The organism is Promicromonospora iranensis, assembly GCF_028994805.1.
Taxonomy (GTDB): domain Bacteria; phylum Actinomycetota; class Actinomycetes; order Actinomycetales; family Cellulomonadaceae; genus Promicromonospora; species Promicromonospora iranensis.
Window position 1 is genome coordinate 50,363 of sequence record NZ_JAJQQP010000001.1, and the last position, 15,571, is coordinate 65,933.

A 15,571-nucleotide genomic window follows, 5' to 3' on the forward strand; every position below is an offset into this window, starting at 1 on the left:
CCGTACGCCGACAGAGTGGTCGACAGAAAGCGAGTCAGTGATGAACGCATTCACGGACATCATGGTGCCGGAGTTCCTGGGCACGATGATCCTGATCCTCGGCGGAGCCGGCGTCGTGGCGAACGTCATCCTTCCCAGGACCAAGGGTTTCGGCGGCGGCTGGCTGCTCATCAACTTCGGCTGGGGCCTCGCGGTCTTCGCCGGTGTGTTCGTCGCGTTCAGCTCCGGCGGGCACATCAACCCCGCGGTGACGCTCGGCATCCTGGCCAGCGGGGCCGAGGAGTTCGCCGAGGGCGTCCCGGCCAACTTCGTCAACATGCTCCTCTACTGGGTAGCGCAGCTGGCCGGTGCCTTCGTGGGCGCCGTCCTCGCGTACCTGGCGCACAAGCAGCACTTCGACCAGGAGGCGGAGCCGGCCGTCAAGCTCGGCGTCTTCTCCACCGGCCCGGAGATCCGTTCGTACACGTGGAACCTCGTCACCGAGGTCATCGCCACGTTCATGCTGGTCTTCGTGGTCCTGTCGTTCGCCAACTGGCCGGGCGACCTGGGCCCGCTGGCCGCGGCCCTCCTCGTTGTCGGTATCGGCGCGAGCCTCGGTGGCCCCACGGGGTACGCCATCAACCCGGCGCGTGACTTCGGTCCGCGCATCGCGCACTTCGTCCTGCCCATCCCGGGCAAGGGGTCCAGCGACTGGGCGTACTCGTGGGTGCCGGTGGTCGGGCCGCTGGTGGGCGGCGCGCTGGGTGGTCTTCTGGCCGCGGCCGTCGCCTGAGCCCGAGGCTCCGGCGACCACACAAGCACAGTGACACAGACAAGGGAGTCAACACCGATGGCTGACTACGTACTCGCGATCGACCAGGGCACCACGAGCACCAGGGCGATCGTCTTCGACCACGCCGGGACCATCGTGTCCACCGGCCAGCTCGAGCACGACCAGATCTTCCCGAAGGCCGGCTGGGTGGAGCACAAGCCCGACCAGATCTGGGACAACACCCGCCAGGTCGTCGGGCTCGCGCTGACCAGGGCGAACCTCAACCACAGCGACCTCGCCGCGGTCGGCATCACCAACCAGCGCGAGACCACCGTCGTCTGGGACAAGACGACGGGCAAGCCGGTCTACAACGCCATCGTCTGGCAGGACACCCGCACGCAGGCCATCGTCGACGAGCTGGGCGGGTCCGAGGGCGCGGACAAGTACAAGTCGATCGTCGGTCTGCCGCTCGCCACCTACTTCTCCGGCCCCAAGGTGAAGTGGATCCTCGACAACGTCGAGGGTGCGCGCGAGGCGGCCGAGCGCGGCGACCTGCTGTTCGGCAACACGGACGCCTGGGTCCTGTGGAACATGACGGGCGGCCCCGACGGCGGCGTGCACGTCACCGACGTGACCAACGCGTCGCGCACCATGCTCATGGACCTGGACACGCTGTCCTGGCGCGAGGACATCGCGGCGGACATGGGCATCCCGCTCTCGATGCTGCCCGAGATCCGCTCCTCGTCCGAGGTGTACGGCAAGGGCCGCCCGCGCGGGATGGTGCCCGGCGTGCCGATCGCCGGCATCCTCGGCGACCAGCAGGCAGCCACGTTCGGGCAGGCGTGCTTCGAGGTCGGCACCGCGAAGAACACCTACGGCACCGGCAACTTCATGCTGCTCAACACGGGCACCGAGAAGGTACCGTCCGAGAACGGCCTGCTCACCACCGTCTGCTACAAGATCGGTGAAGCAGCTCCGATCTATGCGCTCGAGGGCTCCATCGCCGTCACGGGATCACTGGTCCAGTGGCTCCGCGACAACCTGGGCCTGTTCCACGACGCGCCCGACGTCGAGTGGCTCGCCCGCAAGGTCGACGACAACGGCGGCGCCTACTTCGTGCCGGCGTTCTCCGGCCTGTTCGCGCCGTACTGGCGGCCCGACGCCCGCGGCGCGCTCGTCGGCCTCACCCGGTACGTCAACCGGAACCACATCGCGCGGGCCGCGCTGGAGGCCACGGCGTTCCAGACCCGCGAGGTCATGGACGCCATGAACGCCGACTCCGGCGTGGACCTCACCGAGCTCAAGGTCGACGGCGGCATGGTCGCCAACGAACTGCTCATGCAGTTCCAGGCCGACCAGCTCGGGGTCCCCGTCATCCGGCCCGTCGTCGCCGAGACCACCGCGCTGGGTGCGGCGTACGCGGCGGGCATCGCCGTCGGCTTCTGGAACGGCGAGGCGGACGTCACCGCGAACTGGGCCGAGGACCGGCGGTGGGAGCCCTCGATGGAGGAGGGCGAGCGCGACCGCCAGTACCGGAGCTGGAAGAAGGCAGTGACGAAGACGTTCGACTGGGTGGACTCGGACGTGTCGTAGTTCTTCTGGACCGGCTCTTCTGGGCCGGGTCCGCGGAGGGCGAGGAAGGCCTTGTCCGGCAGCGTTCACGCGCCCCAGGGGGCGCTCCACTTCGGGAACGTCCTACTGCCGGACAAGGCCTTCCTCGCCCTCCGCTCGTCTGTCGCGTCGCCTTTGCTCGTGGGGCGTCTCCACCAGTTCTTGGGGTGGGGTTGGCTGGGCGGTTGGCGGGCGTGGGTTGGCGGCGGGACCGCGGGGGTCAGGGGGTCAGGAAGCGGCGGGCCGTGTCGATCAGGGTCGCCTTCTCCTCCTGGGCCGTGAAGTCCTCCTCGGTCGCGATGCGGCCGAGGAAGCCGTCGGTCAGCAGGTAGAGCCACGAGGTGATCCGGGCCGGGGTGAGGTCGGTCCTGATCTCGCCCGATCGCTGGCCCCTCCGCACCCAGGGCAGGAGCACGTCACGCTGCGCCCGGGTGTCCTCGTCGAGGGCCGCGGCGACCTCGGGCAGGTGCATGACGCCGGCCACCGCTTGGACGAAGCCGGGCATCCGGGGCTCAGCCGCTTCGTCGGCGCCGTTCGCCACCATGTCGAGCAGGACGCCGAGGGCGTCCGTGCGCCCCGCGTACCGCTCCGCCTGCTCGCGCGTCTCGTCCGTGCCGAGTCGCAGGATCGCGAGCAGCAGCTCCAGCTTGGTCGGGAAGTAGTGGAAGAACGTGCCCGACCCGATGCGCGCCCGCCGGCAGATCTCGGCCGTCGTGGCGCCGTCGTACCCACGCTCGGCGAAGACGGTGAGGGCGGCGTCGATGATGACGAGCCGGCGCGCCTCGTGGCGCGCAGGGTCAACGGTCCGTGCCACGCGAGCCTTCACCGGCCGACGTCGTCCGGCGCACCTGGATCCGGTCGTCCCGGACACGTGCCACCAGTCCGAGCGCGGCCAGGTCCTCGTCGGCCTTGCGGGAGGCGGCGACGTCCTTGCGCTCCTCGAGCCGACGGCGGAGCGCCTCGTGCTCGGCGGCGGTGAAGCCCGGGCGGCCGTCGAGCCAGCGCTCGAACTGCTCCTCGTAGGGATCCGTGTCCCGCCACGGCCAGCGGTGCTGCTCCAGGGCGCCCTTGACCTCGGCCCCGGACAGGGAGTCGGCGTCGAGCCGGGTACGGAGGCTACCGTCCGGCCGCAGGAGCATCAGCTCGTCGCCGTCCCGGAACACGACACCGACGTCGGATCGCTCGATCCACACCTCGCGCTCCTCCTGCCGATGCTCGAGGTGGTCGTCCGCGACGGTGAGGGCGGGCGCCTCGCCCACGATCGTGAAGGCGATGAACGCGCCGCCGAGGAACCCGAGCCCGCCCAGGATGCCGAGGGTCCAGGCCGGCGGCAACGTCTCGACCAGCTGGAGCAGCCCGGGCACGGGCAGCGGTGACGCCTCGATCAGACCGGCCAGGCCGCTGGCCAGCGGGGCGGCGAACCAGCCGAGCACGAGGCCGATCGCGAGCACGCCCAGACCGAACACGACGGGTAGCGCCGGGGGCTGCCGCACCTCAGTTGTCGTCATGCGTCAATTATTAGAGCGGTGACTCTACTAATGCAACGAGTTTCGCTCCGAATCGACCAGCTGAGCGACCATCCGGGGCACGCGGTTCTCCAGCGCTCGCCACACGAGCTCGTCGTCCACACCGTCGTACACATGGGCGATCAGGTTCCGCATGCCTTTGAGCGCCGGCCAGCCGACATCGGGGTGCCGCTCCTTGAACCACTCCGGGAGGCGTTCGGCGACCGTCGCGATGTTCAGGACGATGTGCTCACCGAAGCCCCTGCTCCGCTCCCCGTCGAACGTCCGCGCCATATAGGCCTCCCGCCCTTCGGAGACCAGCTGACGCGCTTGCTCGCCGAACCGGGACAGGTCCGCGAGGTATCTGGCGACCTTCTCCCGGTCGGCGGCGCCCTCACCGGCAACGGGCGTGGCAACGCCGCCCGTCACAACGGCACCGCTTCGGCCACCGCCCGCGCGACGGTGGGTCCCTGCGCGTCGTCCGGAACCACGTCCACGTGCACGCCGAGCGTTTCCTCAAGCGCCTCCATGAGCATCACCTTGTCGAAGATGTCGAAGTCTGGAGGCGTCGTGACCAGCAGGTCGACATCTGACTCCTCCGTGTCCTCGCCGCGGGCCACGGAACCGAAGACGCGCGGGTTCGTGACCTGGTAGCGGCCGAGCACTTCCCGGACCTGCTCGAGCGCGCTCTCCAGCAGGATCGAAGGCCGCACCCGGAGAGCAGCGTCGAGTCGAGCACGCGTCTCCAGCGCAGGGCTGCGGATGCCTTTCTCGATCGCGGCTATCGCCGGCTGCGAGGTTCCGGATCTCGCCGCCAGCTCGCGCTGTGTCAGCCCGGCACGCAAGCGCCGGGCACGCAGATCCCTCCCGTAGCCGCCCATGACGACAAGTATATCGACCTGTGATCAGCGCACCCCGGGCAGCGCCGTCCGGCGCCATAGCCTTCAACAAGGACACTTCTTGCTGAAGGCTTGGCGAGCACCGATAGCGTGAGCCCGTGCCCATCAGCTACACTCTTCCCGGCGTCCACATCACCGACCACTCCGTCGACGTCCCCCTGGACTGGTCCCAGCCCGACGGCTCTCCCACCCTCTCCGTGTTCGCCCGCGAGCTCGTGGATCCTGCCCGTCGCACCGAGGACCTGCCGCTCCTGGTGTTCCTGCAGGGCGGCCCCGGCGGCAAGGGCCCGCGACCGACCGGTCCGGACGGCTGGGTCGGCACCGCGCTCAAGCGCTTCCGCGTGGTGCTGCTGGACCAGCGTGGCACCGGGCGCTCCACCGCGGTCCGGGCGGCCTCGCTCCGTGCGATCGGCACCGCGGAGGAGCAGGCGGAGTACCTCAGCCACTTCCGCGCGGACAACATCGTGCGCGACGCCGAGCACGTCCGGAAGACACTGTTCGGCGGTCGCCGCTGGACCTCCCTGGGCCAGTCGTACGGCGGGTTCATCACGATGACGTACCTGTCGTTCGCGCCCGAGGGCCTGAACGCGAGCCTGGTCACCGGCGGCCTGCCCGGCCTCACGGCGTCGGCCCGCGAGGTCTACGAGCGCACCCAGCCGCGCGTGGTCGCCAAGAACGAGCGGTTCCGTGGGCGCTACCCGCACGCGGTCAAGACGCTCGGCCGCATCGCCGACCGCCTCTCCACCGGCGCCGTGACCGCGCCCGACGGCGACACGCTCACCACTCGCCGGTTCCAGACGCTCGGCATGGACTTCGGCATGCAGCCCGGGTTCGAACGGGTGCACTGGGCCGTCGACGAGGCGTTCGACTCCCCGCACGGCGGAGCGCTGAGCGACACGTTCCTCGCCACCGTCGCGGCCGAGACGTCGTTCGCGACCAACCCGCTGTACGCGGTGCTGCACGAGTCGATCTACGCCCAGTCCCACACCGGCCCGACCGCGTGGGCCGCCCAGTCCGTGCGCGACGCCGATCCGGCCTTCGCCGAGGACGCCCGCCCGCTGCTGATGACCGGCGAGATGATCTACCCCTGGATGTTCGCCGAGATCAACGCCCTACGCCCGTTCGAGGCGGCCGCGCACGCCCTCGCGGAACGGCAGCACTGGCGCGACCTGTACGACCTGCGCCGCCTTGCCGAGAACGAGGTGCCCGTGGAGGCCGCGGTGTACTTCGACGACATGTTCGTGGACTCGGCCCTCTCGCTCGAGACCGCGGCGCACGTGGGCAGCGTCGAACCCTGGGTCACCAACGAGTTCGAGCACGACGGCCTGCGCCTGGGCGACGTGCTGTCACGGCTGCTGGACCGCCTGGACGCCCGGGGCGGCCCGCTCCGCTGAGCAGACGCCGCCCGCCGACACCGGATCCAACCCGAACAAGGGAAGCCATGACCAACGACCCGACCCCAGAGGGTGTCGACACCAAGACCTCGGCGAGCGACCGGAGCACCCCGGTCACCGTCATCACCAGCATCGCCCTCGCCATCCTGGTGGCAGGGTCGCTCATCGACCACTTCGCGGGAGTCGACGGTGCCTACCTGGTCTCGCGCGTCGTCGCCGCGCCGGTCCTCGTCGTCGCGCTCGTCATCGGCATCCGGCGACGCACGGGGCGCGCACTGATCTGGCCGGCGATCCTGCTGGCGGTCGCCGTGGCAGCCTCCGTCTCCGAACTGAGCTGAACCCACCGGCCCTCGCGGACGGCGCTCCTACGCTCGGCCTCGTCGACGGCGGTCAGCCGCGCAGGGCCGGGATCGACGCGACGACGTAGCCGGTCACGTCGAGGATGTCGCCCGTCGACAGCGCCGGCTTGCCCGCCGGGACGCAGAGGGTGACCTGGAACCCGTCGGTCTGCACGCGCGCGGCGGTGAAGCCCTGACCGGTGCGGCTGACCGTGCGTTGCTCGATCGCGAGCACCACCCCGGTCAGGTGTGCCACGGCATCGGTCGAGAGGGCGTACGCCCCGGTGGGCTCGAAGACGAGCTCCGGCACGTGGGTGTCGGCGCGGCCGAGCACCTGGACCGAGTTGCCCAGCACGACGATGGACACCGGGCCCTCGACGGGTGGCGCGGCCGAGCCGAGCAGGGCGAGCTCCTCGAGCTGGCAGGCGATCTCGGTGATGACCTCGTCGTCCTGGTTCACGAGCTCGGCGAGCACCAGCCCGCCGTCGACGGCCTGCGGCTCGGAGATGATGGCGCCGGGCGCCGCGTAGAACGTGGGCGTCACCACTCGGACCAGGTCGCCCTCGGTGGTGATGATCAGGCGGGCACCGGACACGTCGGTCCAGATGTGGACCCCGACCTCGCCGTCCTTGGCGATGGTCTCCGCCTCGGAGCGGGCCGCCGCCACCATGTCGCGGAAGTCGCTACGTCGCCAGCCGTCCAGTCCGATGCAAGCCAGATTCGATGCCACGGTTGCCTACGCTAACCCGGCGGCCGCCCGGAACGCGCGATACACCGTGAAACCGTCATTCGGGCGCGTGCTTGTCCAGGAACGCGTACACCTCGGCGTCGTCGACGCCGGGGAACGCACCCCGCGGCAGAGCGGCGAGGATCTGCTGGTGCATGCGCCCGGACGGCCAGGCCTCGCCCGACCAGCGCGCGGTGAGCTCCGGCGCCGGACGCTGGCAGCACGCCGGGTCCGGGCACGTGGAGCTGCGCCGCACCTGGGTGTCGCGCCCGCGGAACCACTTGGCGTGGGCGTAGGGCACGCCCACGGTGATGGAGAACGCACCGGACCCGCCGTCCGGCCCGCCCGACGGCGACATGGAGCCGGTCTGGGTGGAGCACCAGAAGGTCCCGGCGGGCGTGTCCGTGTACTGGTAGAACTCGGTGGCCCGGTCGCGCCGCTCGAACGCCTCGCGCGCTGCCCAGCGCCGGCAGATCAGCTGGCCCTCGATCGCACCTGTGACGTCCTGCGGGAAGGGCAGGCCGTCGTTCGCGTAGCCACGGAAGAGCGCGCCGTCGGCCCCGACCCGCAGGAAGTGCAGCGGGATGCCGAGGTGGTGCGTCGCGAGGTTGGTGAGCCGCATCGCGGCGGCCTCGTGCGTGATGCCGAAGGCGTCGCGGAAGTCCTCGACGGCGAGGTCACGCTCCCGCTTGTGCGCCTCCAGGAACGGCACCGCCACGAACTGCGGCGCGAGGCACGCCGCGGCGAAGTAGGTGATCTCGACGCGCTGGCGCAGGAACTCGCCGTAGGAGCGCGGCCGGTCGTGCTCGAGCACGCGGTGCGCGAGCGCCTGCAGGGCGAGCGACCGCAGCCCGTGACCACCGGGAGTCGACGCGGGAGGCAGGTAGATCCGCCCGTTGCGCAGGTCGGTCACGGAGCGGGCCGACCGCGGCAGGTCGTCCACGTGCAGCAGCGTGAAGCCCATCTGTTCCGCCATCCGCGCCACCGTGCGGTGCGTCAGGGCACCCCCGGTGTACCCGGCCGCCTTGACCAGCTGTTCCGCCACCGCCTCGAACTGCGGGTAGTGGTTGTCGCGGGCCTCCCGCTCGAGGCGCAGCTCGGTGTTGGCACGGCGCGCCTCCTCGGGTGTCGCGATAGCCATCTGCTCGCGGCGGGCCAGCTCGTCGTGCAGGCCTACGAGCTGCTCGAGCACGGGCATCGGCAGCTTCTGGCTGGGTTTGACGGCGGGCACGCCGAGGGTGGTGAACAGCGGACCACGCTGCGCCCGGTCGAGCGCGATCTCCAGGGCCGCGCGGCGGGACGGCGGCTCCGCGCTGAGCAGCTCGCTCATCGGCACGCCGAGCGCTTCCGCGATCGACCTCAGGAGCCCGAGGCGCGGTTCGCGCCGCCCGTTCTCCACGAGCGACAGGAGGCTGGGCGCCGAGCCCACCTTCTCGCCGAGCGCGTCGAGGGTGAGCCCTTGCGCCGTGCGCAGGTGCCGGATACGGCGCCCCAGCGTGATCAGATCCGTCTCCGCTCCGCTCCCCATCACCCCTCCTCCAGCTCTTGCTCGTGGGCGCGATCGTCGCGCCTCGGACGGACAGGTCGTCGCAACGATCACGCCCACAACCGCGTCGTGGGTGGGTGTGACCCGGCAACAGGAACCCTGTCCTTCACGATACGTGAAGATTCGCGATTCTTGACAACCCGAGGACTGGAATTTGGACGGATCAACACACAAGAGTGGAAACAAGCCCGCCACCGTGGCCAGCCGTACGACGATCGGAGCGCACATGTCCGTCCTCGCGAACCCCCGCCGAACCCGGCTCGTCGCCGAGCTCGTCTCCGAGATGACGACCGGCCAGGGCTCCAGCACGTCCTCCGAGGGCACGTCCTCCGAGGCACCGCTGCGGGCCGTGCCGCCCGTCGGAGAGCAGGACGTGCGCGCCTGGGTGGCGAACGTTGCCGAGCTCACCCAGCCGGACGAGATCGTCTGGTGCGACGGCTCCGCCGAGGAGAAGCAGCGCCTCATCGACCAGATGCTGGCAGCAGGCACGCTGATCGAGCTCAACCAGGAGAAGCGCCCAGGCTCCTACCTGGCGCGCTCCCATCCCGCCGACGTCGCCCGCGTCGAGTCGCGCACGTTCATCTGCTCGCAGGACGAGGAGGACGCCGGCCCCACCAACAACTGGGTGGCCCCGGACGAGATGCGCACCGAGCTGAAGGGCGTCTTCGCGGGCTCGATGAAGGGCCGCACCATGTACGTGGTGCCGTTCTCGATGGGCCCCGTCGGCGGTCCCATCTCGCAGGTGGGCATCGAGATCACCGACTCGCCGTACGTCGTCGTCTCGATGCACGTCATGACGCGCGTGTCCGCCGAGGTCCTGGAACTCATCGACGCCGGGCAGCAGTGGGTCCCGGCGGTGCACTCGGTGGGTGCACCCCTGGCCGACGACGAGGCGGACGTGGCCTGGCCGTGCAGCGACACCAAGTACATCGTGCAGTTCCCGGAGACCCGTGAGATCTGGTCGTACGGCTCCGGCTACGGCGGCAACGCCCTGCTCGGCAAGAAGTGCTTCGCGCTGCGGATCGCCTCGGCGATGGCGCACGACGAGGGCTGGCTCGCCGAGCACATGCTGCTCATCCGCGTCACCTCGCCCGAGCAGCGCCAGTACCACCTGGCCGCCGCCTTCCCGAGCGCGTGCGGCAAGACGAACCTCGCGATGCTGCAGCCCACCATCCCGGGCTGGAAGGTCGAGACCCTCGGTGACGACATCGTCTGGATGCGCCCCGGCCCCGACGGCACGCTGCGCGCCATCAACCCGGAGGCCGGCTTCTTCGGCGTCGCACCGGGCACCGGCATCGACACCAACCCGACCGCCGTCGCCACCTTCGACCGCGACACCATCTTCACGAACGTCGCGCTGACCGACGACGGCGACGTCTGGTGGGAGGGCCTGACGCCCGAGGCGCCGGAGCACCTGGTCGACTGGCAGGGCAACGACTGGACGCCCGCCGACGCCGACGAGCGCCCCGCAGCCCACCCGAACTCGCGCTTCACCGTGTCGGCGGCCCAGTGCCCCACCATCGCGGACACGTGGGAGGACCCGGCCGGCGTGCCGGTCGACGCCATCGTCTTCGGCGGGCGCCGCGCCACGAACGTGCCGCTCGTGGCCCAGTCGTTCAGCTGGGAGCACGGCGTGTTCATGGGCGCCACCATCTCGTCGGAGCGCACGGCGGCGGCCGAGGGCGCGCTCGGCGAGCTGCGCCGCGACCCCTTCGCGATGCTCCCGTTCTGCGGCTACAACATGGCGGACCACTGGGCGCACTGGCTGGAGGTCGGCGCGGGCATCGCGGAGTCGAAGCGGCCGCGGATCTTCCAGGTGAACTGGTTCCGCAAGGGGGACGACGGCCGGTTCCTGTGGCCAGGCTTCGGCGAGAACTCGCGCGTCGTCGAGTGGATGGTCCGCCAGGTCGAGGCAGAGCGTGGCCTCCGCGAGGACGTCTCCGTGGCGACCCCGGTGGGCAGCGTGCCCGCACCGGGCGCGCTGAACCTGGACGGCATCGACGTGCCCGACGCCGACATGGCAGCCCTCTTCGACGTCCCCACCGCGCCGTGGCAGGCCGAGGCCGAGCTGACCGAGGAGTTCTTCGCCCAGTTCGGCGACCACACCCCGGCCGAGCTGCACGCCCAGCTGGAGGCTCTCAAGGAGCGTCTGGCCCGTTGATTTCGGGCGGCTGACGGCGCGACGACTTCCTCGGGTGGCTACCCGTAGCGCCGTCAGCCGTTCGAGCCGGTTCCCGGCCGGGTTATTGAGGCATCCCGGCCGGGTTTCTGCGCCCTCACGTCCATCTCACCTTCGAGGTCTAAGTTTCTCCGTTCTGAAACAGTTCAGAGGGGAGAAACTTAGACCTCGAAGATGTGGGGCGCGTGGGCACCGGAAGCGCGAGGGGTCGCCGGCGCCGGGTCAGTAGCGCATGTTCATCAGGGTCCTGACGTCGTCCAGGGTGCGGTCCGCTATCGCGTTCGCCCGGGCGTTGCCCTGGGCGAGCACCTCGGCGAGGTGCCGGGGCCCCGCCGAGGCGAGCTCGCGGCGTCGGGCCCGGAGGGGGCGCAGGCCCTCCACCACCGCCTCGGTGACCACCGTCTTGAGCCGGCCCGCGCCGGCCGAGCCGACCTCGTCCGCGAGCACCTCCGGCGACGTCCCGGTGAAGTACGCGCCGACCTGGAGCAGGTTCGCGATCTCCGGCCGCCGCTCCGGCTCGTAGGTGATCACGCGGTCGGCGTCCGTCCTGGCGCGCCGGAAGTACGCCACGGTCTCGTCCTCGGTCGCGCGCAGCTCGAGCGCGTTCCCGCGCGACTTCGACATCCGGCGCCCGTCGCTGCCGAGCACGGTGGTCGACGGCGCGATGAGCGCGTCCGGCTCGGGGAAGTACGGCCGGGCCGCCGCGTACCGCTGGTTGAACCGCCGCGCGATGGTGCGCGTCATCTCGAGGTGCGGCAGCTGGTCGACACCGACGGGCACGAGGTTGCCGTGGCAGAACAGGATGTCGGCGGCCTGGTGCACCGGATAGGTGAGGAGCAGCCCGGAGATGCCGCGCTTCTGACGCAGCAGGGCGGCCTCCGCCTCGGCCTTGACGGTGGGATTCCGCTCCAGCTCCGCGACGGTGACCAGCGACAGGAACGGCAGCAGCAGCTGGTTCAGGGCGGGCACAGCCGAGTGCGTGAAGACCGTGCTGCGCTCGGGGTCGAGGCCGGCCGCGAGATAGTCGAGCAGCACCTCGCGGACGGTCGCGGGCAGGTCTCCGGCGTCGTCCCGGTCGGTGATGACCTGGTAGTCCGCGACGATCAGGAACACCTCGACGCCCAGGTTCTGCAGGCGTACGCGGTTGCCGACGGTGCCGAGCAGGTGCCCGAGGTGCAGCGCGCCGGTCGGGCGGTCCCCGGTCAGGACGCGGTACTCCCCCGGGTTCCGGGCGATCAGGTCCTCCAGGACCGCGGTGCGCTCGCGCGCGGCTGCGGCGGAGCGGGTGGTGCTACCCGGGACGGGGGTGCTCGGCTCGTGCGGGGTGGCCGACGTCGGCATGGTCGCCTCGGGCGTGGCGGTGGACATGGGATCTCCTCGGTCAGGGAGCTGCCCACGGACGGCGTCGGGCGCAGAAAAGTCCCGGGCTGCGGTGAGCAGCTCGGGACTTCTGTGCGGGTGGGCGCGTCAGGTCACGGCTGCGGGTGCAGCCGCCACCAGTTGAGCCCGTGCGTCATGCGGCCAGGATAGCGGGACCGGGTCTGCGCGCACAGGCCTTGACCTCAATCAAAGTTGAGGTCTTAGCGTGGCTGCACGACGTCGGCCGCACGGGCCGGCCGTGACGAAGGAGGCCGTATGCGGGCTGTTCAGGTGCAGGAGTTCGGTGGGCCCGAGGTGCTGGTCCAGCGCGAGATCCCCGATCCGGTAGCAGGTCCGGGGCAGGTGGTGGTCCGGCTGGCTGCTGCAGACGTGATCTTCCTGGACACCCTGCTGCGTGGCGGGTGGGGAGGCGAGATGTTCCCGCTGGACCCGCCGTACGTGCCCGGATTCGGCGGCGCCGGGACCGTGGACTCCGTGGGCAGCGACGTGGACCCTGGTTGGGTCGGACGCCGGGTCGTCGTGAGCGGGCCGGCCTACGCCGAGCTGGTGGCAGCGGAGCTCGGTGACGTCATGCCGGTGCCCGACGGGCTGGGTCTGCCCGAGGCCGCGGCCCTCCTCAGCGACGGCGTGACGGCGCTGCGGCTGGCCCGGCACGCGCCGGCGGACGTCGTGGAGGGCGCCTGGGTCCTGGTGGCCGCCGCGGCCGGTGGCGCCGGGTCCCTCGCGGTCCAGCTCCTGCGCGACGCCGGTGCTCGGGTCGTGGCCGCGGCCCGCGGCGAACGGAAGCTGAACCTGACCCGCGAGCTCGGCGCCGAGGTGGCCGTGGACTACTCCGAGGCCGGCTGGATCGACCGGGTCCGCGCGGCGACCGGCGGGTCCGGCGTCGCCCTCGCACTCGACGGCGCAGGCGCCGCGCTCGGGGAGCAGGTCTTCGAGACGGTGGCCGACGGCGGCCGTTTCGTCACCTACGGCACCTCGGGCGGGCGGTTCGCGGAGGTCGACCCGCTCCTGGCTCAGAAGCGGGAGATCGAGGTGATCAACGAGCTCGCGGGCGGCACTCCGGACCCGGAGCTCGTCCGCACCCTGCTGACGCAGGTCCTGGAGCTCGCCGCCGCGGGCCGGATACGCCCCACGATCGGCGCGACGTTCCCCCTGGCCGACGCCGCGGCGGCGCACACCTCGCTCGCGGAGCGGGCCACGCTCGGGAAGTCGCTGCTGCTGATGTGACCGGCGGCCGCGCAGGCACCGAGCACATGCCCGACGGCGGGACGACGTCCCGCCGTCGGGCAGCGAGAATGGACCCGTGCCGCACTCCGCCGATGCCCCCGCGCTGCCCGAGAACCCGCTTGCTCACATCGTCTACTTCGAGCCTCGCATCCCCGGCAACACCGGGTCGGCGATCCGGCTCGCGGCGGTCACCGGGGCCCGGCTGCACCTGGTGGAGCCGCTCGGCTTCGACCTGTCCGAGGCCAAGCTGAAGCGAGCGGGTCTGGACTACCACGACCTCGCCGTCATGGACGTGCACCCGTCGCTCGACGCCGCGCTCGACGCCCTGCCCGAGGCGCGCGTCTTCGCGTTCACCACCCGAGCGACCACGCGCTACACCGATGTCGGGTACCGGCCGGGGGACATCCTGCTGTTCGGGCCGGAGCCCACCGGCCTGCCGCCCGAGGCGCTGTCGCACCCGCGCGTCACCGACGAGCTGCGCATCCCGATGCTGCCCGGGCGCCGGTCGCTCAACCTGACGAACGCGGCGTCGATCGCGGTGTACGAGGTGTGGCGGCAGACGGGGTTCGCCGAGGGGGCGTGACGGGCATCGGTCGTTGCGCACGTCGCAGATGGTCACGCGATCCCGAGGTGGATGAGTAAAGCATCGTCGAGCTCAGCTGCCTCCTCAGCGGACAGCTTCCCGACACGGTTCACCAGGCGGACCATGTCGACCGAACGCACCTGTTCTGCCTGTGCCTTGGAGTCGACGGGCAGGCCCGAGCCCTGCTTCGAGACAAGGGTCTGGAACGAGTGCACCCGCTTGACGTTGCTTGTCAGTGGCACCACCGTCAGCACCCCGCGCCCGAGCCGACGAGCCGCCGCGTTGTACGCGTCGTTCGACACGATCACGACCGGCCGAACCTTGTTTGCCTCTGACCCCCGAACCGGGTCGAGGTCCGCGTACCAGATCTCACCGCGGTACATCGGACTCCAACCCGTCGGCCACTGTCACGTCCCAGACCTCGGCCTCGCCTGAGTCATACCACTCTGTGATCGCCTGCTCGGCCTCAAGCGTGAGCGCCATCTGTCGAAGCGCGACGATCGCCTCATGGACGGCGGCCGACCTTGAGCCAAGCCCTTTGTCCTCCGCATAGTCGTCCAGGAACCGTAGATCCTGCTCCGGGATGCTCACACTAACCTTCATACCAATGATCCTACCTGAAGCATCCTATTCTCGACCAGGGGTAGCACCCCGATGGCGTCGGCGCTACGGCTACGGCCGAACGACGAGCACCCGACTCGGCGCAAGCTCGTACCTCCCGGGCACCACACCCGGGCTCGCCGCCCCAGCCTGCGCCACGATCGTGACGGGTGGCTCAGCCGCCACCCGCTCCGACGTCGGGAACCAGGTGCGGCCAGGGCTGACCAGGATGAGCATGCCGTCGATGTGCCCCGCCGGGGAGAACGTCTCCGACCCGTCCGGGTACCGGCCGATGCCGGCTTCGGTGAGGCGGTCGGCGGTGCCTGCGACGTCGGGCACGGCGACGCCTACCTCGCTCACGGAGAGCAGGTCGGCGGGCCCGAACGGGACAGGCTGGGCGCCGGGCGCGTACGGGCTCGAGGCCTTCGCCCCCGACACGCGCTCGGCGCCCAGGTCTGGGAAGAGATCACGGCGCGCGATGACCTCGAGCACCGACCGGTCCGGGCCCGGGAAGTAGAGCGACCGCGCGTTCCAGGCCTGCTGCGCCTCGAACTCGGTGCGGTCGCCGTCGCCGAGCAGGCCCGGGCCTGCCTCGAGGAAGGCTCGAGCCGCATCGAACCGTGCGTCGTCGACGAGGAAGGCGTAGTGCTGGTCGCCCTCGGCCTCAGGATCCTCCCGGAACCGGATGACCGCTCGCCCGACGGCGACCTCCACCGCGCCGATCTCTTTCCGCACCGGGAGCCCGAGGACCGTCTCGTAGTACGCGGCTGTCTCCGCCGTCGAGCGGGTCACCGTGTCGACGCTCATGATCTCCATGCGCCCAGCCAACAA

The 15,571-nt window shown here is 70.8% G+C and carries 17 protein-coding genes; 7 read left to right on the forward strand and 10 right to left on the reverse strand.

Features of this window, described 5'->3' with window-relative positions; all coding sequences use genetic code 11:
• The first annotated feature begins 40 nt into the window (after window positions 1-40).
• Window positions 41-772, forward strand: a complete 732-nt coding sequence (locus LUM46_RS00210; protein ID WP_274991531.1) for an MIP/aquaporin family protein — start codon at window positions 41-43, stop codon at window positions 770-772.
• A 57-nt stretch (window positions 773-829) separates the two neighbouring features.
• Complete coding sequence (glpK, locus tag LUM46_RS00215; RefSeq protein ID WP_274991532.1) at window positions 830-2,344, forward strand: glycerol kinase GlpK; 1,515 nt, start codon at window positions 830-832, stop codon at window positions 2,342-2,344.
• A 238-nt stretch (window positions 2,345-2,582) separates the two neighbouring features.
• Here glpK and LUM46_RS00220 read toward each other — a convergent pair whose 3' ends face one another.
• The 4 genes from LUM46_RS00220 to LUM46_RS00235 are packed head-to-tail and all read right to left on the reverse strand — an operon-like array spanning window position 2,583 to window position 4,748.
• Complete coding sequence (locus LUM46_RS00220) at window positions 2,583-3,176, reverse strand: TetR/AcrR family transcriptional regulator (protein WP_274991533.1); 594 nt, start codon at window positions 3,174-3,176, stop codon at window positions 2,583-2,585.
• Window positions 3,160-3,870 carry a YqeB family protein gene (locus LUM46_RS00225; RefSeq protein WP_274991534.1) on the reverse strand — a complete coding sequence of 237 codons (711 nt, stop codon included), beginning with the start codon at window positions 3,868-3,870 and terminating at the stop codon, window positions 3,160-3,162. The genes LUM46_RS00220 and LUM46_RS00225 overlap by 17 nt, the downstream gene beginning before the upstream one ends.
• 27 nt (window positions 3,871-3,897) lie before the next feature.
• Window positions 3,898-4,296: a HepT-like ribonuclease domain-containing protein gene (locus tag LUM46_RS00230; RefSeq protein ID WP_274991536.1), complete on the reverse strand. Its 399-nt coding sequence runs from the start codon at window positions 4,294-4,296 to the stop codon at window positions 3,898-3,900.
• Window positions 4,293-4,748 (reverse strand): XRE family transcriptional regulator, encoded by a 456-nt coding sequence (locus LUM46_RS00235; protein WP_274991537.1) that lies wholly within the window; start codon window positions 4,746-4,748, stop codon window positions 4,293-4,295. Before LUM46_RS00235 ends, LUM46_RS00230 begins: the two co-directional genes overlap by 4 nt.
• A 116-nt stretch (window positions 4,749-4,864) precedes the next feature.
• Here LUM46_RS00235 and LUM46_RS00240 point away from each other — a divergent pair, with 116 nt between their 5' ends.
• Together LUM46_RS00240 and LUM46_RS00245 are read left to right on the forward strand one after the other, a co-directional pair.
• A complete protein-coding gene (locus tag LUM46_RS00240) occupies window positions 4,865-6,160 on the forward strand; it encodes an alpha/beta fold hydrolase (protein WP_274991538.1) in 1,296 nt (431 codons plus the stop codon).
• Window positions 6,161-6,207: 47 nt separating this feature from the next.
• A complete protein-coding gene (locus LUM46_RS00245) occupies window positions 6,208-6,498 on the forward strand; it encodes a hypothetical protein (protein WP_274991539.1) in 291 nt (96 codons plus the stop codon).
• Window positions 6,499-6,550: 52 nt separating this feature from the next.
• Here the strand turns inward: LUM46_RS00245 and LUM46_RS00250 are convergent, their stop codons facing one another.
• Together LUM46_RS00250 and LUM46_RS00255 are read right to left on the reverse strand one after the other, a co-directional pair.
• Window positions 6,551-7,228, reverse strand: coding sequence for a hypothetical protein (locus LUM46_RS00250; RefSeq protein ID WP_274991540.1), 678 nt, complete (start codon window positions 7,226-7,228; stop codon window positions 6,551-6,553).
• Between the two features lie 55 nt (window positions 7,229-7,283).
• The gene (locus LUM46_RS00255; protein WP_274991541.1) at window positions 7,284-8,753 is read right to left on the reverse strand and encodes an XRE family transcriptional regulator; all 1,470 of its coding nucleotides are present in this window, start codon (window positions 8,751-8,753) and stop codon (window positions 7,284-7,286) included.
• A gap of 244 nt (window positions 8,754-8,997) precedes the next feature.
• Here LUM46_RS00255 and LUM46_RS00260 point away from each other — a divergent pair, with 244 nt between their 5' ends.
• Entirely contained in the window at window positions 8,998-10,932 is a 1,935-nt protein-coding gene (locus LUM46_RS00260; protein WP_274991543.1) for a phosphoenolpyruvate carboxykinase (GTP), read from the forward strand.
• A gap of 240 nt (window positions 10,933-11,172) precedes the next feature.
• Here LUM46_RS00260 and trpS read toward each other — a convergent pair whose 3' ends face one another.
• On the reverse strand, window positions 11,173-12,318 hold the full coding sequence (gene trpS / locus LUM46_RS00265; RefSeq protein WP_445376103.1) for a tryptophan--tRNA ligase: 1,146 nt from the start codon (window positions 12,316-12,318) through the stop codon (window positions 11,173-11,175).
• 267 nt (window positions 12,319-12,585) lie between these two features.
• Here trpS and LUM46_RS00270 point away from each other — a divergent pair, with 267 nt between their 5' ends.
• Together LUM46_RS00270 and LUM46_RS00275 are read left to right on the forward strand one after the other, a co-directional pair.
• Window positions 12,586-13,557 (forward strand): zinc-binding dehydrogenase, encoded by a 972-nt coding sequence (locus LUM46_RS00270; protein ID WP_274991545.1) that lies wholly within the window; start codon window positions 12,586-12,588, stop codon window positions 13,555-13,557.
• Window positions 13,558-13,660: 103 nt separating this feature from the next.
• The gene (locus tag LUM46_RS00275) at window positions 13,661-14,140 is read left to right on the forward strand and encodes a tRNA (cytidine(34)-2'-O)-methyltransferase (RefSeq protein ID WP_274992049.1); all 480 of its coding nucleotides are present in this window, start codon (window positions 13,661-13,663) and stop codon (window positions 14,138-14,140) included.
• Between the two features lie 32 nt (window positions 14,141-14,172).
• On the opposite strand, the gene LUM46_RS00280 is transcribed toward LUM46_RS00275, so the two are convergent.
• From LUM46_RS00280 to LUM46_RS00290, 3 genes are all read right to left on the reverse strand, one after another.
• Window positions 14,173-14,523, reverse strand: coding sequence for a type II toxin-antitoxin system PemK/MazF family toxin (locus LUM46_RS00280; protein WP_274991546.1), 351 nt, complete (start codon window positions 14,521-14,523; stop codon window positions 14,173-14,175).
• The gene (locus tag LUM46_RS00285) at window positions 14,510-14,743 is read right to left on the reverse strand and encodes a ribbon-helix-helix domain-containing protein (protein ID WP_274991547.1); all 234 of its coding nucleotides are present in this window, start codon (window positions 14,741-14,743) and stop codon (window positions 14,510-14,512) included. Before LUM46_RS00285 ends, LUM46_RS00280 begins: the two co-directional genes overlap by 14 nt.
• Window positions 14,744-14,812: 69 nt before the next feature.
• Window positions 14,813-15,556: a VOC family protein gene (locus tag LUM46_RS00290; protein ID WP_274991548.1), complete on the reverse strand. Its 744-nt coding sequence runs from the start codon at window positions 15,554-15,556 to the stop codon at window positions 14,813-14,815.
• Window positions 15,557-15,571 lie beyond the last annotated feature (15 nt).